18 protein-coding genes and 1 tRNA gene are annotated in these 17,750 nt (G+C 55.5%); 14 read left to right on the top strand and 5 right to left on the bottom strand.

The annotated features are described in order from the left end of the window. Positions 1 to 128: 128 nt before the first annotated feature. The 7 genes from TMES_RS10930 (at position 129) to TMES_RS10900 (ending at position 5,476) form a co-directional block, all read left to right on the top strand. Positions 129 to 347, top strand: coding sequence for a hypothetical protein (locus TMES_RS10930; RefSeq protein ID WP_085582393.1), 219 nt, complete (start codon positions 129 to 131; stop codon positions 345 to 347). A 175-nt stretch (positions 348 to 522) separates the two neighbouring features. After that, the gene (gene dcd, locus TMES_RS10925; RefSeq protein WP_085582391.1) at positions 523 to 1,077 is read left to right on the top strand and encodes a dCTP deaminase; all 555 of its coding nucleotides are present in this window, start codon (positions 523 to 525) and stop codon (positions 1,075 to 1,077) included. Between the two features lie 70 nt (positions 1,078 to 1,147). Beyond that, a complete protein-coding gene (gene murA, locus TMES_RS10920) occupies positions 1,148 to 2,434 on the top strand; it encodes a UDP-N-acetylglucosamine 1-carboxyvinyltransferase (protein WP_085582389.1) in 1,287 nt (428 codons plus the stop codon). 111 nt (positions 2,435 to 2,545) lie between these two features. After that, the gene (hisG, locus tag TMES_RS10915; RefSeq protein ID WP_085582387.1) at positions 2,546 to 3,208 is read left to right on the top strand and encodes an ATP phosphoribosyltransferase; all 663 of its coding nucleotides are present in this window, start codon (positions 2,546 to 2,548) and stop codon (positions 3,206 to 3,208) included. After that, positions 3,198 to 4,493: a histidinol dehydrogenase gene (gene hisD, locus TMES_RS10910; RefSeq protein ID WP_085582385.1), complete on the top strand. Its 1,296-nt coding sequence runs from the start codon at positions 3,198 to 3,200 to the stop codon at positions 4,491 to 4,493. The genes hisG and hisD overlap by 11 nt, the downstream gene beginning before the upstream one ends. 44 nt (positions 4,494 to 4,537) lie before the next feature. After that, a complete protein-coding gene (locus tag TMES_RS10905) occupies positions 4,538 to 5,023 on the top strand; it encodes a UPF0262 family protein (protein ID WP_085582383.1) in 486 nt (161 codons plus the stop codon). Positions 5,024 to 5,029: 6 nt separating this feature from the next. Further along, positions 5,030 to 5,476 (top strand): arsenate reductase/protein-tyrosine-phosphatase family protein, encoded by a 447-nt coding sequence (locus TMES_RS10900; RefSeq protein WP_143589622.1) that lies wholly within the window; start codon positions 5,030 to 5,032, stop codon positions 5,474 to 5,476. 30 nt (positions 5,477 to 5,506) lie between these two features. Here the strand turns inward: TMES_RS10900 and TMES_RS10895 are convergent, their stop codons facing one another. Beyond that, the gene (locus TMES_RS10895) at positions 5,507 to 6,034 is read right to left on the bottom strand and encodes a GNAT family N-acetyltransferase (protein WP_085582379.1); all 528 of its coding nucleotides are present in this window, start codon (positions 6,032 to 6,034) and stop codon (positions 5,507 to 5,509) included. 202 nt (positions 6,035 to 6,236) lie between these two features. Between TMES_RS10895 and infA the strand changes: the two genes are divergently transcribed. From infA to TMES_RS10860, 6 genes are all read left to right on the top strand, one after another. After that, entirely contained in the window at positions 6,237 to 6,455 is a 219-nt protein-coding gene (gene infA / locus TMES_RS10890) for a translation initiation factor IF-1 (RefSeq protein WP_073955974.1), read from the top strand. 418 nt (positions 6,456 to 6,873) lie between these two features. Then, positions 6,874 to 7,470 carry a Maf family protein gene (locus TMES_RS10885; protein ID WP_085582377.1) on the top strand — a complete coding sequence of 199 codons (597 nt, stop codon included), beginning with the start codon at positions 6,874 to 6,876 and terminating at the stop codon, positions 7,468 to 7,470. Positions 7,471 to 7,472: 2 nt separating this feature from the next. Then, the gene (locus tag TMES_RS10880; RefSeq protein ID WP_085582375.1) at positions 7,473 to 8,894 is read left to right on the top strand and encodes a ribonuclease E/G; all 1,422 of its coding nucleotides are present in this window, start codon (positions 7,473 to 7,475) and stop codon (positions 8,892 to 8,894) included. Positions 8,895 to 8,909: 15 nt separating this feature from the next. After that, positions 8,910 to 9,116 (top strand): DNA gyrase inhibitor YacG, encoded by a 207-nt coding sequence (locus tag TMES_RS10875; RefSeq protein WP_085582844.1) that lies wholly within the window; start codon positions 8,910 to 8,912, stop codon positions 9,114 to 9,116. Positions 9,117 to 9,220: 104 nt separating this feature from the next. Then, a tRNA-Phe gene (locus TMES_RS10870) sits at positions 9,221 to 9,296 on the top strand. 450 nt (positions 9,297 to 9,746) lie between these two features. Continuing rightward, complete coding sequence (locus TMES_RS10860; RefSeq protein ID WP_085582842.1) at positions 9,747 to 11,312, top strand: CYTH and CHAD domain-containing protein; 1,566 nt, start codon at positions 9,747 to 9,749, stop codon at positions 11,310 to 11,312. Positions 11,313 to 11,397: 85 nt separating this feature from the next. Here the strand turns inward: TMES_RS10860 and TMES_RS10855 are convergent, their stop codons facing one another. Beyond that, positions 11,398 to 12,912 (bottom strand): cryptochrome/photolyase family protein, encoded by a 1,515-nt coding sequence (locus tag TMES_RS10855; RefSeq protein WP_085582371.1) that lies wholly within the window; start codon positions 12,910 to 12,912, stop codon positions 11,398 to 11,400. A 101-nt stretch (positions 12,913 to 13,013) separates the two neighbouring features. Continuing rightward, positions 13,014 to 14,582 carry a MocR-like pyridoxine biosynthesis transcription factor PdxR gene (gene pdxR / locus TMES_RS10850; RefSeq protein WP_085582369.1) on the bottom strand — a complete coding sequence of 523 codons (1,569 nt, stop codon included), beginning with the start codon at positions 14,580 to 14,582 and terminating at the stop codon, positions 13,014 to 13,016. 117 nt (positions 14,583 to 14,699) lie between these two features. Between pdxR and TMES_RS10845 the strand changes: the two genes are divergently transcribed. Next, positions 14,700 to 15,344, top strand: coding sequence for a pyridoxamine 5'-phosphate oxidase family protein (locus TMES_RS10845; protein WP_245835352.1), 645 nt, complete (start codon positions 14,700 to 14,702; stop codon positions 15,342 to 15,344). A 116-nt stretch (positions 15,345 to 15,460) separates the two neighbouring features. Here TMES_RS10845 and TMES_RS10840 read toward each other — a convergent pair whose 3' ends face one another. Both TMES_RS10840 and ilvC read right to left on the bottom strand, forming a co-directional pair. Further along, positions 15,461 to 16,369 (bottom strand): pseudouridine-5'-phosphate glycosidase, encoded by a 909-nt coding sequence (locus tag TMES_RS10840; RefSeq protein WP_085582367.1) that lies wholly within the window; start codon positions 16,367 to 16,369, stop codon positions 15,461 to 15,463. A 346-nt stretch (positions 16,370 to 16,715) separates the two neighbouring features. After that, positions 16,716 to 17,735, bottom strand: a complete 1,020-nt coding sequence (gene ilvC / locus TMES_RS10835) for a ketol-acid reductoisomerase (protein WP_085582365.1) — start codon at positions 17,733 to 17,735, stop codon at positions 16,716 to 16,718. Positions 17,736 to 17,750 lie beyond the last annotated feature (15 nt).

Below are 17,750 nucleotides of genomic sequence, written 5' to 3'. Positions count from 1 at the left end.
CTGGTCAAGCCCGAAATATGCACCTTTTTAAACCGCGCGCCGATAGCCGTGATTTTGACACCTTCAAGTGTATGTTCCACGCGGATTGACCTGCTTGTTTCAGATGACGTCAAACACCAGAAGTGATCATGAGTGAAAAGAAAAAACAGGCCAAGCCGATTATATCGCCGCAGCGTTTGAAACGCGAGGCAGAAGCCCTGCGCGCCAATTTGGCCCGGCGCAAACAACAGCAACGCGGACGCCAGGATGATGAACCCGGCAATGAGCCCAACAATGAACCCGGGGATGCAACTGACATCGCTGGCGCTGACGAGACGATGGAAAACGGCGATAACGATGCGAAATGACGCGCAATGGTGCTGTCAAAACGCCTGATTAACGGGTTGCGTGGTATATGTCGGGCGTGATCGGCATAAAAATGCAGGCAAAGCCCGCTTTGTTGGCATCGTCTGGTTGATCTTGGATGGCCGGGGCGGGTAAAACCTTGGTAGTGACGTTAATGTTTTTGGCAAAGGTGGCGATATGTCGGTAAGGCCGGATCACTGGATACGCCATATGGCGCAAGAAAACGGCATGATTGAGCCATTTGTCGATGGTATCAAGCGTGATGGCGTCATTTCCTATGGTGTCAGCTCCTATGGCTATGATGCCCGTGTTGCCGATGAATTCAAGATTTTCACCAATGTCGATTCGGTAATTGTCGATCCCAAGGAATTTTCCGATCAGGGTTTTGTTAATCGCAAAACCGATGTTTGTGTGATTCCACCCAACAGTTTTGCCCTGGCGCGCACCGTGGAATATTTCCGCATTCCGCGCGACACGCTGGTGATTTGTCTGGGAAAATCGACCTATGCCCGGTGCGGCATCATCGTCAATGTCACACCGCTTGAACCCGAATGGGAAGGGCATGTGACGCTGGAATTTTCAAATACCACACCGCTTCCGGCACGAATTTATGCCAATGAAGGGGCGTGTCAGTTTATTTTTCTAAAAGCCGAGGCGGAATGTGACACGTCATATGCCGATCGCGCCGGGAAATATATGGGCCAAAAAGGTGTGACCCTGCCGCGTCTGTAAAGCCGGGCCGGAACGGGACATAACCCTGAAATATATATGCCGCGCCAAAGCGCGGTTTAACGAGGATTGAATGGACAAGATCAAGATTTCCGGCGGCCGTCGTTTGCAGGGCAAAATCGCCATTGGCGGGGCCAAAAATGCGGCCCTTCCGCTAATGGCGGCGGCCCTGTTAACCGATGAAACCCTGACCCTGAGCAATTTGCCCCATCTTGATGACATTACATCGATGACAAAATTGCTGAGCCAGCACGGGGTTGCCCTGCATTTGAACGGCAATGCCCCCAATGGCGGGCATACGGGCCGGGTGCTTGATATGCGGGCCAAAGAAATCGCTTCGACCACCGCACCTTATGATCTGGTGCGTAAAATGCGCGCATCGGTTCTGGTGCTGGGGCCGCTGGTGGCACGGTGCGGTATTGCCCGTGTGTCGTTGCCTGGTGGCTGTGCCATTGGCAACCGGCCTGTTGATTTGCACTTAAAGGCACTGGAAGCCATGGGGGCCGAAATTCACCTGACCGAAGGTTATATTGAGGCGCGTGCGCCCGATGGCCTTAAGGGCGGGCATATTTTGTTTCCCCAGGTTTCGGTTGGTGCGACCGAAAATGCCATTATGGCCGCGTCGCTTGCCGATGGGGTAACCACCATTGCCAATGCCGCGCGCGAGCCCGAAGTTGCCGATCTGGCCCATTGCCTGGTGGCGATGGGGGCCGAAATTGAAGGCATTGGCACCGATACCCTGAAAATCACCGGCAAACCGCGCCTGCACGGGGCGGAATATTCGGTGGTGCCTGATCGCATTGAAACCGGCACCTATGCCATTGCCGCCGCCATTACCGGTGGCGAAATTGAACTGGTGGGCACGCGGATTGCGCTGGTTAGCTCGCTGGTCGATGCGATGCGCGATGCCGGTATTGAAATTACCGAAACCGACGACGGCATGATCGTGCGCGGCAATCGCGCCACCCTGCGCGGGGTTGATGTGATGACCGAACCCTATCCCGGTTTTCCGACCGATATGCAGGCCCAGTTTATGGCGTTAATGGCGGTGGCCAATGGTGCGTCCATGATTACGGAAACCATTTTTGAAAACCGTTTCATGCATGTGCCCGAGCTAAGCCGTATGGGGGCTGATATTAACGTGCATGGCCGTTCGGCGATTGTGCGCGGCAGTGCCAAACTTTCGGGTGCCGAAGTGATGGCGACCGATCTTCGGGCGTCGGTTTCCATGGTGCTGGCTGGCTTGGCCGCCGAGGGCGAAACCGTGATCAATCGTGTTTATCACCTTGATCGCGGCTATGAACGGCTCGAAGAAAAACTGGCAGCCTGTGGTGCCCAAATTGAACGGGTAAGCGAATAATTCGCCCGTAAATGCAAACCCCGCCCTGCAAACCGGGGCGGGGAGAAAATGCGATTTCGCCCGGCCTGGCTCGGGATATGACAAGATAACAAAGCGCAAGGCGACTGATTGATGACTGACGACGCAAAGCTGGTGCTGGCCCTGCCCAAGGGACGCATTCTTGAAGAGGTAATGCCGCTGGTGCGGGCTGCAGGCATCGAGCCTGAAGCTGCCTTTGATGATCCCAAATCCCGTGCGTTGCGCTTTACCACCAACCATCCCAATATCGATATTATCCGGGTGCGCAGCTTTGACGTGGCAACCTTTGTTGCCTTTGGTGCTGCCCATATCGGCGTGTGTGGCAATGATGTGTTGATGGAATTTGATTATTCCGAAATCTATGCCCCGCTGGACCTTGGCATTGGCTATTGCCGCCTTGCCGTGGCCGAACCCGAAGAAATGATCGAGGGAGACGATCCTTCGCGCTGGTCGCATGTGCGGGTGGCCACCAAATACCCCAATGTCACGCGCAACCATTTTGCCGCGCGCGGGGTGCAGGCCGAATGCATTAAATTAAACGGCGCAATGGAACTGGCCCCGACACTGGGCCTGTGCCGCCGCATTGTGGATCTGGTGTCGACCGGCAACACGCTGGTGGCCAATGGCCTGCGCGAAATTGAACATATCGCCGATATTTCATCGCGCCTGATTGTCAATCGGGCTGCGCTTAAAACCCGCCCGACCGAAATTCAGCCCCTGATCGACCGTTTCTCCGAGGTGCGCAATGCCAATTAAACTGTCGATTACCGATGCCGGGTTTGAGGACGCATTCGTTAAACTTCTGGGGATGAAGCGCGAATCGGACGCCGATGTTGATGCCGTTGTCGCCGATATTATCGCCGATGTGCGGGCGCGTGGCGACGATGCGGTGGTGGAATACACCAACCGTTTTGACCGGTTGTCGATTGATGTGCAGGGCATGGCGGTAACGCCGGAAGAAGTTGATCTGGCATTGTCCGACATTGAGCCGGCATTGCTGGAGTCGTTAAAAACAGCGGCAGCGCGTATTCGCGCCTATCATGACCGGCAAATGCCCGCTGATGAACGCTATGTCGACGAAACCGGGGTTGAACTGGGCTGGCGCTGGCGTCCGGTCAGTGCCGCGGGGCTTTATGTGCCCGGCGGGTTGGCGTCTTACCCGTCGTCGGTATTGATGAACGCTATTCCGGCCAAGGTTGCCGGGGTTGAACGGCTGGTGATGGTGGTCCCCACACCGGACAATAAAATGAATCCGCTGGTTCTGGCGGCCGCCCGCATTGCCGGGGTCGATGAAATTTACCGCATTGGTGGCGCACAGGCCGTGGCAGCACTGGCCTATGGCACGCAAACCATTCGTCCGGTTGATAAAATTGTCGGGCCGGGCAATGCGTTTGTGGCGGCGGCAAAACGCCGGGTTTTTGGCCAGGTTGGCATTGATATGATTGCCGGACCGTCGGAAATTCTGGTGGTTGCCGATGGCAGCAATGACCCGTCGTGGGTGGCGGCTGATTTGCTGTCACAGGCCGAACATGACCCGGTGGCGCAGTCTATATTAATTACCGACGATGCTGGTTTTGCCGATGCGGTGCAAAAAGCCATAGATGTGCATCTGGAAACCCTGCCGCGTGCGGCAATTGCCGGGGCCAGCTGGCGCGATTTCGGGGCGATTATTGTGGTTGAAAACCTTGATCAGGCACCAGCCCTGGTCGACCGTTTGGCACCCGAGCATCTTGAGCTTGCGGTGGATGACCCGGACGCGCTGGCTGATAAAATTCATCATGCCGGGGCAATTTTCCTTGGCCGTTATACCCCCGAAGCCATTGGTGACTATGTTGCCGGGCCAAACCATGTGTTGCCAACGGCACGTTCGGCGCGGTTTTCATCGGGTTTGGGGGTGCTGGATTTTGTGAAACGGTCATCGCTGATTAAATGCACACCCGAAAGCCTGGCTAAAATTGGCCCGGCAGCAATTGCCTTGGCTAAAAGCGAAGGTTTGCACGCACACGGACTTTCAGTAGCGATCCGCTCCAACCGCATGTAAGGTTGTTGCACGACAGCATTACATCGGGGATAGGGGAAAAGATAATGGCAAACACCAAGAACAACCAGTGTATCGCCGGGATATATCTTGACCAGAAAACTACGATTCGTCGCCGCCCCGAGGTAGAGCACGAGCAGGCGGTGGCGATTTATGATTTGCTTGAAGAAAACCATTTTGCCCCGGCTGGCGATTTTACCGGCCCCTATTCGGTGCATATGCGCACCGAGGATAACCGCATCTATATGGATGTGCGGGGCGACAATGATGAAGAAAACCTGACAACCATTATTTTGCCGCTGACCCCGTTTCGCCGCATCGTGAAGGATTACTTCATGATTTGCGAAAGCTATTACGATGCGATCAAAAAGGCATCAGCAGCCCAGATCGAAACCATCGATATGGCGCGGCGGGGCCTGCATAATGAAGGGTCGGAACAATTGCGTGAAGTGCTGTCTGAAAAAGTTGTGATGGACGAAAACACAGCCCGGCGGCTGTTTACCCTGATTTGCGTTTTGCATATTCGGGGGTAAGGACAGGTGGCGCAGGATATGCCCGGTGCCGTGCTGTTTTCGTGTAGTTACAATGCCGTCCGCTCGATCATGGCGGCAACATTGATGCGGCATTTTCACGGCAGCCGGGTTTATGTTGAATGTTGCGGGCTGCGCGCGGGCGACCTTGACGGGTTTGCCGTGGCTGTCATGGATGAAATCGGCCTTGATATTTCGGCCTATAAACCCAAAACCTTTGACGAACTGGAAGACGGCTTTTTCGACTTGATCGTCACCCTGTCGCCCGAGGCCCAGCACCGGGCCATGGAAATGACGCGCACCATGGCCTGCGATGTCGAGTTCTGGAATACCTTTGATGCCACCATGGTCGAAGGGTCGCGCGAAACAAAGCTTGAAGCCTATCGCCAGGTGCGCGACCAGCTTCAAAAACGCATCCTTGAACGTTTTCCGCTGGCGCCGGCGCCCCGGTTTTAGCGCCTGCTTTGGCTTAATCAGCACCGGTTTTTACGGCTGGGTTAATAATTCTGCCTCGGCGGCCAGATTGCCCAGCGCATCGCCGTCAAGCACGTAAATCCGTTCATCAACCGCACCTTTCATACCGATTTTGCGGTAAAACTTTTGCCCGGTCATGTTTTCGGCATCCACCGACAGGCGAATGTAATGGCGGTTATTTTGCCGGGCATAGGCGGCAACATGGGCAAACAGGTAACGGGCAAAACCGCCGCCGCGCAGCGACGAATCCACATATAAATCCTGAATATAAATGCCAGCCTTGCCGCGAAAGGTGGAATAACTGTCGAAATACAGGCACATTGCCAGCGGCATTCCGGCGTCGGTTTCGCCGATCAGGGCGTGAAAGGCGGGGGTGCTGCCAAACCCGTCGCGAATTATATCATCGACGGTGCTGGTGAATTTATCCAGGCTGCCCGTCACCCGGGCAATTTCCTTTAGCATGGCGTGCATATGACCGGCATCTTTGGCCGTGGCGGGGCGAATTTTGGGGAATTGATCGGGGGTTAGAACCGTTTTCATCAAACATCCATCTGCTGGCAGGGGAAATAACGCATTGGGGGTGGCCCTGTTGGGGTATGCTACCTATATTGAATGAAACATGCACGTACCGCATTGCCGGGGCGCATTGTGCGACATGCGAAAGGGCTTGACCTTTTCGCGTGAACAGCGCAGTTTGCGCCAACCGGTCATTGTTGTTGCAGCACGAAAGTTTAGGAGTCTCATGGCTAAAGAAGACGTTATCGAGTTTCAGGGCACAGTCACAGAACTTTTGCCCAACGCGATGTTCCGCGTGAAGCTGGACAATGATCACGAAATTCTCGCCCATACTTCGGGTAAGATGCGGAAAAACCGTATTCGCGTTCTTGCTGGCGACCGAGTCAGCGTTGAAATGACGCCATATGATTTGACCAAAGGTCGGATCACTTTCCGCTTTAAATAATCCGCTGCAGATGTTCCGGTTTATCGCCGCCTTGCATACAAGGCGGATTGAGGTATGTGATATATCCCGTTAAACCCGGAACGGCCTTTATTCTGCGCGAACCGACGCAATGCCGCATGATCTTTGATCTGGCGGCATTTGTCTGTTTTAGGACCAGATATTTATGAGAATGACTCATGGAGATCTGTTTAGGCGCGACCGCGCCGCGCGGGCAGTGCTGCAAAAGGCTAGGGCTCAATAAGCCCGCCCGCCGATTGAGGGGCCCGTTGATCGGTTTTGATTAACGAGCTTTCGTATAAGTCCCTTTTTTCACAAACCGCATTTTGTTTGCGTTGGGGTCAACAGGGCCGGTTTTGTCAGGGCGGTTGTCCTGCTATGGTTCGGGTTGTGCCGTATTTTGCAAACCGGGAGCCATCATTTGTCCTCGCACGTTTCATCCAAACTTGTTCTGGCCTCGGCATCGCCAAGGCGTGTTGAATTGCTGGCCCAGATCGGCATTACGCCCGATGCGATTTCGCCCGCCGATATCGATGAAACGCCACGGCGTGATGAAAGCCCGCGTCGCCTGGCCCTGCGCCTGGCCGAAGAAAAGGCCCGTGCCGTGGCCCAGGCACACGAAGGGGCGTTTGTTTTGGCCGCCGACACCGTGGTGGCCTGCGGCCAGCGCGCCCTTGGCAAACCCGAAGACGCCGCCGAAGCGCGCAAGTTTTTGCACATGCTTTCGGGCCGACGTCACCGGGTGCATGGCGGCATTTGTGTGATTGCCCCGGATGGCACCTTGCGGTCGCGTGTGGTGGAAACCCAGGTTATTTTTCGTGGCCTGAATGAAGGCGACATCAACCGGTACCTTGCCAGTGACGAATGGCAGGGCAAAGCCGGTGCCTATGCCATTCAGGGGCAGGCCGCTGTTTTTATCCGTCATCTTTCCGGGTCCTATAGCAACGTGGTTGGCCTGTCGCTTTATGATGCCGACGCGCTGTTGCGCGGGCTGGGATATTACCCGGAGGCTGCATAACCATGCCCGATCAGGGGGATGCGCGCGACAGGCTGTTACTGATTGATGCGGTGGCCGACGAACGCCGGGTCGCCCTGATTGTGAATGATCGCGTACGGCGCATTTGGCTGGATCGCGGCGGACCGCGCCGGTTTGACATTCACATTGGCCGGATCTCTCGTGTTCTGCCCGAAATGGCCGCCGCGATGGTGGTGCTGGACGGCTGTGCTGATGGCTTATTGCCGCTGGACCGCATCGATGGCCCGTTGCACGAAGGGCAATGGGTGATAGTGCAGGTATCGCGGCTGGGGTTTGACGACAAAGGCCCCAAACTGACCGGGCGCATTGCCATTGAAGGTGGCGGTATGATTTTTCGCCCCGGCGGCAAAGTAATCGACATTCCACGCAAGGTAAATGACCCGGCCCGGCGTGCGCATTTGGCGGGTTTTCTAAAGTCTTTGGCACAGCAGGGCGAAAGCCTGACCTTGCGCAGCACGGCTGCCGACTGGGCCGATGATGTTTTAAAGGGTGAATTTTCCCGGCTTAAATCTGTTTGGCAACAAGCCGTTGCGGCGCAAAAAAATGCCGACCGCCCGTGTCTGGTTTTTCGTGCTTTGTCCGATGTTGACCAGGTGATTGAACGTCATATCATGGCCGGGAGTCCGTGCATTGTTGATGGCATGGCGGAATATATTCGTTTGCGGGGGCTTATGCGCGCGCAAGGGGCCGATGAAACGGCGCTAAGCGTGCATAAGGGCAATTCATTGCTGTTTGCCCATGAAGGCGTTGAAACGGCTTTGGACGAAGCCTTGCAGGTGCGGGTCGAATTGCCCGGTGGCGGCTGGATTGCGATTGAACAAACCACCGCTCTTTGTGCCATTGATGTGAATGCCGGTGGCGCGCAGGCATTAACCGGCCAAAATGCCGATCGGCGTAATCTTGATGTTAATCTGGCGGCGGCCTTTGAAATTGTGCATCAGATGATATTGCGCAATATCGGTGGTTTGGTGGTGATTGACCCGATCCGAATGCCGGGACGTGCGGCACGCGATGCGTTTGAAGCCGCCCTGCGCAAGGGATTTGGCACCGAGATGGACGGGGCCGTGCAAATTGGCGGTTTTACCCGCCTGGGGCTGTATGAATTAACGCGTCAGCGCAGCGGGTTGGAATTGGCATCGATGATGTTTGATAAAGGCGAATCGTGGGCGCAAACGGGCCTGTTGGGGCGCGAGGCGGCGAAAAATGCCGTATTGCGTGCCATTGCAGGCGCGCTTCGCCATCAGCCGGTGGGGCAGTGCCGTTTGCATTTGCATCCGGTTATGGCGCAGATGTTTGATGAACAGGAAAATTGTCAGCGTATTTTAACCGGCCTGTTTGGCGGTTTGCCCCAACGGGTGGCAGACGCGACATTAAGGCTGGATCAGTATGTGATTGAAAGGGCTTAGGAGATGGCGGGTAAAATGACAGCATCGGGGACCAGCAAGGCGCAATCGACCATCACGCAATGCACGATGTGTGGCGCGCCGGTGGTGGAAAAATACAAACCGTTCTGCTCCAAACGCTGTGCAGATCTCGATTTGGGCAAATGGCTGAATGCCAGCTATGCCGTGCCTGCGAGCGAACCGCCAGAGTATCTTGAAGACCTTGAAGATGAAGACGAATTTTAAGTTCAAAAAAAATGCGAAAACGGGCTGGACAAGGTGCAAACCAGCTTGTATAACCCCGCTCGTTCCGCAGGGAACGCTTCCGGAAACGGAAACGCTTCAAGGTTGCCCGGATAGCTCAGTTGGTAGAGCAGTGGACTGAAAATCCGCGTGTCGGTGGTTCGAATCCGCCTCCGGGCACCACTTGAAGACCAAAATGAACCCGGCTTTGGCCGGGTTTTTTTGTGCCTTTTTTCAAGATGGTCGCTTTGGTATATCTTCGCTGCGGACCGGCATTTTCCGCAAGGGCAAGAATCCGGCCGGCCCCGGCCAAACATCACGCTTCCGTCATCTGAAACGCTGTGTCATGTGGTGCAAAATGCGCGAAACCGGGCAGAGTCGTGACTGTATGAACATATCTTTGCGCGCCAGAACATTCAGATGAACATCTGTTTTCCCATTGTGCCGCTTTCCCCCAAAAACGCTTGCTTTTCCACGCTTTAATCTGATTTTTACAAGAATATGACGATGAAATGACACGCTTTTGCGCGATATCATTTCAAATTGCTGCAATATGTTTCACGATAGAACTATCCTTTCAGGAAATGCGTGTTGCGCCTGATGGGTACAAAGATTGGCATAGAAGGAACCGGGATGGCGGAGAAACAGATCGAGATCGAACTGAAGATGCGGATCGATCCGAAGCATGTGAATCGGCTGAAACAGGCCCCGGTTTTGCGTGAGGTCAAAGAAGGGCGGCGCTTGTCGACCACCCAGCTGGTGTCGATTTATTATGATACGCCCAAGCTGTCGTTATCGCGCAAGGGGCTGGCGATCCGGGTGCGCAAAAAAGGGGCTACGGGCTGGGAGCAGACCGTAAAGGCCTCAAATGGGTTGCGGGCGGCCTTGCCTGAACGTCAGGAATGGACGGTCGAGCTGGAAGACGGTGAACTGGATTTGGCGAAATTCACCGATACCGATGTTTTGGCGCTGCTCGACAAACTGACGAAAAACAAGAAAATCGACCGGATTTTTGAAACCGATCTGGCGCGCACCAGTGTTGATCTGGGCTATCGTGACGCGGTGATGGAACTGGCGATTGATCAGGGTGTGGTGCGGGCCGGAACCCGCGAAGCCCCGATTTCCGAAGTGGAGCTGGAATTAAAAGAAGGCCACCCGGCGACCCTGTTTGATCTGGCACTGGAATTACAGCGCACCGTGCCGCTATATTTAAGTTTGCGGTCCAAGGCGTCGCGCGGGCGCTCGCTTTATTTTGACGAACCGCCCACGTTCTATCGTGCCGATCCGGTCGGCCTGCAAGCCGATATGAGCGCGGAAGAAGCCTTTCGCGCCGTGATCGCCCAGGGCCTGTCGATGATTTTGGGCAATGAAGTTTGTGTGCGCCAGGATTTGCATCTTGAAGGCTGCCATCAGATGCGGGTTGGCATGCGCCGCCTGCGTGTTGCGTTCAGCCTGTTTCGCCACAACCTGCCAGCGGGCGAAGCGGTTTTGATCCGCCGGTTGCTGAAATCCTGCACCAAGGGGCTTGATGCCCTGCGCGACTGGGATGTGTTTTTGGGCGAAACCCTGCCTGCCATCGAACAACGTTTTCCCGATAAGGCGGAAACCGGCGAGCATGGGCCGAATGCCGAATTGCGCAAATCCGCCGAGGGGCAACGTGCCTTGGCGTTTAAGGCTGCAATTGCAATGCTGGAATCCTCTGATTATCAGCAATTGTGTTTGCTGCTGGGCGCCTGGTCGAGCTATTCGCGCTGGGCATCGGGGGCCAGTGCGGCGCAAATGCGCGCCATGTCGGCCCCGATTGGCGAATTGGCCGAACCGCTTTTGGAGCGGGCGCGCAAGCGCATGGCCAAGCGCGGCAACAAGGTTGGCGAACTGGGCATTGCCGGGTTGCATGCGTGGCGTTTGGATGTGAAGCAAATGCGCTATGCCTGCGATTTTTTCTATGAAATCTATGGCGGTAAAGCGGTTAAAAAATTCCGCAGCAGCTTGGCCGAATTACAAGACATTCTCGGCCAGTTAAATGATGCGGCCGTTGCCGAAACCCGGTTGTCGATTTTGCAATCGGCATTAAGCAAACAAGGGCTGATCGGGGTTGGGCGCATTGCCGGGTGGTATGGCGCACGGGCGGATTATCGTTTGCAGGGCATCGCAAGTGCATGGAAAGAATTTGATAAACAAAAGCCGTTCTGGCGTTAAGGCAAAAGCGCAAAGCCATCCTGCCCTGTAATGTTTTTCAGGGCAGGATGTATGGCGTTTTGGTGTAATCAGGATACCGCCCCGATTAACCGGGATTATCGCCGGTGCTGGCGGCCTTCATTTCGCGATAGGCGTTCATCGCCCGGTCGCGCCCACCTTTTAAATCCACAATCGGTTTGGGGTAGGTTTGCCCCAGTTTAACCCCGGCTCCTTGCAAGATCAGGGGCGGGGCCTCCCACGGTTTATGGATGTGCGCGGTGGGAAGGTCGCGCAGCTCGGGCACCCATTGGCGCACATAATCGCCGTTGGAATCAAACTTCTCACCCTGTAAAACCGGGTTGAAAATGCGAAAATACGGGGCGGCATCGGCCCCGCTGCCGCCAATCCATTGCCATGAAAACGGGTCGGCCGCCGGGCAGGCATCGACCAGGGTATCGTCAAACCATTCAAGGCCATGTTGCCAATGTTGCAACAAATGTTTGACCAGCAACGAGCCCACAATCATGCGGACCCGGTTATGCATATAGCCGGTGTGCCAAAGCTCGCGCATTCCGGCATCCACAATCGGGTATCCGGTTTGCCCGCGCTGCCATGCCTGCAGGTCAGTTTTGCTTTCGCGCCACGGGAACTGCGCAAATTGTGCTTGCAGGGGTTTGCGCCGTAAATCATCGGCGTGAAACAGCACATGATGGGCAAATTCGCGCCAGCCCAGTTCGGATAAAAACTTGGATGCGGTTTTGCCATGGCCCGGTTCGGCCTCGGCGTGGTGGGACAGGGCGTGCCAAATTTCACGCGGGCTGATTTCACCAAACCGCAAATGCGGCGATAGTTCCGATGTCACCCGATGGTCGGGTCGGTCGCGCAAATCGGCGTAATCAACAAGGCGGTCATCGATAAAATCATGTAACTGGTCGCGGGCTGCTTGCTCGCCGGGGGTAAACCGTTCGGCCAGCCCTTCGGCCCAGTCTACCGGCGTTGGCGACAGGGCAAGCTTGGCCAACGTAACCGCATTTTCCGGGGCGATAGCCGATAATGGCATGGTTTTGGGGGCGGGTTGGGGCCGGGCAGGCGGCGGCATTTTAAGGCAGGCACGCCAGAACGGCGAAAACACTTTGAACGAAGTTCCAGCCCCGGTTTTGACCTGCCACGGTTCAAACAGCAAATGGCTGTTAAAACTTTCACACGGCAGGTTCCAAACATCGCGGCACCGGTTTTTCAGGGCGCTATCGCGTTGGACCGATTGCGGGTCGTAACTGCGGTTCCAGAATATCGCCGCAATGTCGTGATCATCGCGCAGGCGGGAAATTACCTGTTGGGCATTATCGCGAAACAGATGCAGGGGGGTGGCAGACGGCTGGTTTTCCGTGGTGCTGTCTTTTGCCGCAATGGCCGTTGCAAGCGCACTCAGGCTTTGTTCCAGCCACCAGCGTGTGGCACCGCCTAATTGTTTTTCCATCACGTCATCAAGGATATAAATCGGCAGAACCGTGCCGTTATTGTCGCTGGCCCAGTTAAGGGCGGCGTGCAGGGCCGGGTTGTCGGTTAATCGCAAATCGTTGCGAAACCACATAACGGCGATGGGCGGGCGGGGTGTTTGCATCCGGGCCTCATGTTCAGCGATTTTTAAAGGCAGGCAGAGCGCGCCATTTTATAAATACCGGGGGAAGCATCTGGCGCGCTCTGTCTTTGGCTCGGGGTACATTAAGGTTTACGGCGTAAAATTGCGATCAGATCACTGAAACTTTGACCAAGCTGCTTTTTTTCCCAACCGGCAAATCCCAGAATAAGGCCCTGACGGGCCGGGTCGTTATCGCGGGGGCTTTTATTGTGAAAATAGGACGATAAAAACCGGCAATCAACCTGCTTGGCAATCAGGGCGTGCTCATAGGTGCGGTCAGCCTGCCCGTTGATCAGCCGGGCACAAACATGCAAACCGCCATCGGTGGGCACAACATCAAGCAAATCGGCGGTATGCTCGGCAATTTGCGATAAAAGATAGGTGCGCCGTTCGCCATAGAGCAGGCGCATCCGGCGGACATGGCTGCCAAAATGACCATCGGTAAAAAAAGCCGATAATGCCGCCTGTGCCGTAGGGGCCGGGACCCCGTCGGCAAAGCCGCGCAAGCCGCGAAAAACCGGCACCAGATCGGGCGGCAATACCAGATAGCCAAGGCGAATGCCGGGAAATAACACGCGCGAAAATGTGCCGACATAAATCACCCGGTTGTCGCGATCGAACCCTTGCAGGGATGATAAAGGCGGGCCGTCATAGCGATATTCGCTGTCGTAATCGTCTTCAATAATCCAGCCATCAACATCGCGCGCCCATTGCAACAGCGATAACCGCCGTGCCAGCGACAATGTGGTGCCCATCGGGTAGTTACGCGATGGCGTGGTCACAACCATGCGGGCCGGGGGCGATGTTTCGGCGGCAAGCACGCTGACCTGCAAGCCTTCGTGATCCACGGGGATGGGGCGAATAACCGCACCATTGGCGGCCAGAACCCCGCGAATACCTTCATATCCGGGGTCTTCAAGCGCGACCACATCGCCCGGGTCAATCAGGGCGCGGCCAATAAAATCAAGCGCCTGTTGCGCGCCTGAAACAATCATGATGCGGCTGGCATCGCAATTGACCCCGCGGGACTGGCGCAACCACGCGGCAATTTCACTGCGCAAACCGGGCAGGCCCATGCTGTCGGTCGGGGTGGTCAGGGCCAGTTTGGGCACGCGCCACGCCCGGCGCAATAACCGCGCCCATATTTCAAACGGAAATGCCGATAAATCCGGGGTGGCGGGGTTAAATGGCCGTGATGTGGGAAAATGCGGGTGGGGGCGGTTATAGGCAAGGCTGCGCGTGGCACTTTTGCTGATGCGAAGCGGGCGGGACGGGGGGCTGTTACTGTTCTGCCCGGCTTTTGGTTCTGCCGTGGTTTTACCGGCGCGCAACGGGGTGGCGTGGGGTGCCGACACGCCGATTGCCTCGCTTGTGTTAAACAAACGGTCAGGCAGGCTGGCGGCAACAAAGCTGCCTGCGCCCACGCGCCCCTCCAGATAGCCCTCAGACATCAGCAAATCGAACGCATTAACCACCGTATTGCGCGACATACGTAATTGTTGCGCCAGCTCGCGGGTGGCGGGCAGTTTTTCCCCCGGCTTTAACCGCCCGTCAAGAATGGCAGCACGAATGCCCAGATACAGCCGTCGATAGGCCGGTTGCCGGGCATCATCGGGGCTGCTGGCGAATATCCACGAAAAAATGGTGCTCATGCCGGGCTGCTTTGTAAAATTGGTTCTATCAATTTTCTTATATCGGTTCTTATGAAAAGTCCAATTTTGGCGATGATGCGGGCAAACACCCACGCACCGCCCGCCAAGGAGAGACCAGTGAGCGAGACCGATTACGACATTCAGCCTCAAACCAAAATGGTTCGTGGCCCCAAGCGTGCCAGCTATGACCGCGAAACGGTCCATCGCATTATTGATGAAGCGATCATTTGCCATGTCAGCACGGTTCTGGACGGTCGCCCGGTGATGATTCCGACAGCGCACTGGCGGGTAGGCGAGCAGTTTTATATTCACGGATCGTCAAAAAATCGCGTGCTGGGCGCAATTGCTGATGGGGCGGAAGCCTGCATTTGCATCACCCATCTGGACGGGTTGGTGATGGCGCGCTCTGCCTTTCATCATTCGGCCAATTACCGTTCTGTGGTGATTTATGGCAAAGCCCGTGTGATGGAAGATGACACCGCGAAAATGGAACAATCGGCCGTTTTTGTTGAAAAACTGGCTAAAGGGCGCTGGGACACCATCCGTCATCCCAACAAGCAGGAACTAAAGGCCACCATGTTTCTGGAATTCGATATGGAAGCGGTCTCGGCGAAAATTCGCACCGGCGACCCGGTTGATGATGAAGAAGATTACGCCTTGCCGGTTTGGGCCGGTGTTTTGCCCTGCCGCACCGTTTGGGATGCGCCGATAGACGACAGCCGACTGGACCGCAGCCTTCTGGCAGATGCCACCTCTGCCTAAGGGCTGCGAACTGGCGCAGGGTTGCTCTCAACCGGTTGGCCCTGCGCCAATTCCACATAAAAAATGCGGATCCGTGTGGCCCGCATTTTTTGTATCTGTGGTTTGGGGCTGTGGCGTTATTTCGCCATTGCCACGGCAATTTGTGCGCCCAGCCGGGCATTGTTGCGCACCAGCGCAATGTTGGCTTCCAGGCTTTTGCCTTTGGTATGCTGCGTTACACGTTGCAGCAAAAACGGGGTCACGTCGCGCCCGTGAATGTTCAAACCTTTGGCTTCGACCAGGGCCGAGTCAATTGCATGTTCAATTGCGTCAAGCGCCAGGGCCTTGTCAGCCGGCGGCGGGTTGCCAATCACGACACCGCCTTCGAGGCCAAATTCCCATTTCGATGCTAAAAATGCGGCAATTTCCTCGGGCGTATCAAGGCGCAGGGGGGCTTTTTGCCCGCTTTTTACCGTATAAAAAGCCGGGAATTCGTCGGTGCCATAGGCAATAACCGGCACGCCGAGTGTTTCAAGATGTTCCAGCGTCATTGGAATATCCAAAATCGCCTTGGCCCCGGCGCACACAACGGCAACGCTGGTTTTACCCAGTTCGGTTAAGTCGGCTGAAATATCAAAGCTGATGGCAAGTTCGCGGTGAACGCCGCCAATGCCGCCGGTGGCAAAAACCTTGATCCCGGCTTTTTCCGCCAAAATCATGGTGGCGGAAACCGTGGTCGCGCCATCGCATTTTTTGGCAATGGCATAGGGAATATCGCGGCGCGACAATTTTAAAATGTTGCTGCCCTTGGCAAAATATTCCAGCTCTGCCGGGGAAAGGCCGATTTTGCAGCGCCCGCCAATAACGGCGATGGTGGCGGGAACGGCCCCGTTATCGCGCACATCCTGTTCAACGGCCTGCGCGGTTTCCAGATTTTGCGGATAGGGCATGCCATGCGAAATGATGGTCGATTCCAGGGCAACAACCGGGGCGCCACTGGCAAAGGCTTCGGCAACTTCCGGGGCAAGGTCGATAAATTCGGACATTCATCTGCTCATGGTTGGGTTAAAGTTTTAAAGGTCAGGATTAAACACAATAGCCTCATATATCCAGCCTAAACCGGCAATATCGCCATTCTGTTTTGCAAGGCAGACCTGATTGCGGAAGATGCATTGATTTACCGGCTAATCGTCAATTTGGTTCCGAACCCGAAACGTCCAGAAAGTGACGAATGTGGGGCAATGGAACCCATTGGTTTTCAAGCCATTCAGTCCTGGACAGAATCAAAGTAATCAGCAAAAATGTGAGTGCGCAGGGGGGCCGTCAAATAAAAATGGCCGCCTTGCGAACAAGGCGACCATCGTTATTTTTAGCGACAGATCGAAAAGAAACTTAGTTCTTTTCTTTGTCGACCAGCTGGTTGGCAGCGATCCACGGCATCATGGCGCGCAGTTTGGTGCCAACTTCTTCGATTTCGTGTTCGGCGTTCAGGCGGCGGGTTGCCTTGAACATCGGCTGGCCGCAATGCATTTCCTGAACGAAGTCGCGCACGAACTTGCCTTCCTGAATGTCAGCGAGAACTGCTTTCATGCGTTCTTTAACCGATGCATCGATTACGCGCGGGCCGGTAACATAGTCACCATATTCCGCGGTGTTCGAGATCGAGTAACGCATGTTGGCCATGCCGCCTTCATACATCAGATCGACAATCAGCTTTACTTCGTGCAGGCATTCGAAATAGGCCATTTCCGGCGCATAGCCAGCTTCGGTCAGGGTTTCAAAGCCGTATTTGATCAGCTGGGTCAGACCGCCACACAAAACAGCCTGTTCGCCGAACAGGTCGGTTTCGCATTCTTCGCGGAAGCTGGTTTCGATAACGCCGGAACGACCGCCACCAATGGCCGATGCATAGGACAGGGCCAGTTCAAGGGCGTTGCCAGATGCGTTCTGTTCAACAGCAACCAGGCAAGGAACCCCGCCGCCACGGGCATATTCAGAACGAACCGTGTGGCCCGGGCCCTTCGGTGCAACCATCATCACGTCAAGGTCGGCACGCGGCTCGATCAGGCCGAAATGCACATTCAGGCCGTGGGCAAACATCAACGCGGCACCTTCTTTAAGGTTGTCGCGCAGTTCGTTGGCATAAATGGCAGCCTGGTTTTCGTCCGGCGTCAGGATCATGACGACATCGGCCCATGCAGCGGCTTCGGCCGGGGTCATGGTTTTCAGGCCGGCTTTTTCGGCTTTCTTGCGGGTTGCTGACCCTTCGCGCAGGCCAACAGCAACTTCGGCAACGCCGGAATCATGCAGGTTAAGCGCATGGGCGTGGCCCTGTGATCCGTAACCAATGATGGCAACTTTTTTGGTTTTGATCAGGTTAACATCTGCATCGCGGTCGTAATAAACACGCATCTTTCGATACCTCTG

This window comes from Thalassospira mesophila, from assembly GCF_002115755.1.
Classification (GTDB): Bacteria; Pseudomonadota; Alphaproteobacteria; order Rhodospirillales; family Thalassospiraceae; genus Thalassospira; species Thalassospira mesophila.
Note: the sequence above shows the minus strand (reverse complement) of the source record. Positions and strands in the feature narration are given on the sequence as shown.

Excerpts from the sequence above, each read along its gene's own strand:
- TMES_RS10930 (WP_085582393.1), top strand. The coding sequence starts at position 129 with ATGAGTGAAAAGAAAAAACAGGCCAAGCCGATTATATCGCCGCAGCGT.
- dcd (WP_085582391.1), top strand. The coding sequence starts at position 523 with ATGTCGGTAAGGCCGGATCACTGGATACGCCATATGGCGCAAGAAAAC.
- murA (WP_085582389.1), top strand. The coding sequence starts at position 1,148 with ATGGACAAGATCAAGATTTCCGGCGGCCGTCGTTTGCAGGGCAAAATC.
- hisG (WP_085582387.1), top strand. The coding sequence starts at position 2,546 with ATGACTGACGACGCAAAGCTGGTGCTGGCCCTGCCCAAGGGACGCATT.
- hisD (WP_085582385.1), top strand. The coding sequence starts at position 3,198 with ATGCCAATTAAACTGTCGATTACCGATGCCGGGTTTGAGGACGCATTC.
- TMES_RS10905 (WP_085582383.1), top strand. The coding sequence starts at position 4,538 with ATGGCAAACACCAAGAACAACCAGTGTATCGCCGGGATATATCTTGAC.
- TMES_RS10895 (WP_085582379.1), bottom strand. The coding sequence starts at position 6,034 with ATGAAAACGGTTCTAACCCCCGATCAATTCCCCAAAATTCGCCCCGCC.
- infA (WP_073955974.1), top strand. The coding sequence starts at position 6,237 with ATGGCTAAAGAAGACGTTATCGAGTTTCAGGGCACAGTCACAGAACTT.
- TMES_RS10880 (WP_085582375.1), top strand. The coding sequence starts at position 7,473 with ATGCCCGATCAGGGGGATGCGCGCGACAGGCTGTTACTGATTGATGCG.
- TMES_RS10875 (WP_085582844.1), top strand. The coding sequence starts at position 8,910 with ATGACAGCATCGGGGACCAGCAAGGCGCAATCGACCATCACGCAATGC.
- TMES_RS10860 (WP_085582842.1), top strand. The coding sequence starts at position 9,747 with ATGGCGGAGAAACAGATCGAGATCGAACTGAAGATGCGGATCGATCCG.
- TMES_RS10855 (WP_085582371.1), bottom strand. The coding sequence starts at position 12,912 with ATGCAAACACCCCGCCCGCCCATCGCCGTTATGTGGTTTCGCAACGAT.
- pdxR (WP_085582369.1), bottom strand. The coding sequence starts at position 14,582 with ATGAGCACCATTTTTTCGTGGATATTCGCCAGCAGCCCCGATGATGCC.
- TMES_RS10840 (WP_085582367.1), bottom strand. The coding sequence starts at position 16,369 with ATGTCCGAATTTATCGACCTTGCCCCGGAAGTTGCCGAAGCCTTTGCC.
- ilvC (WP_085582365.1), bottom strand. The coding sequence starts at position 17,735 with ATGCGTGTTTATTACGACCGCGATGCAGATGTTAACCTGATCAAAACC.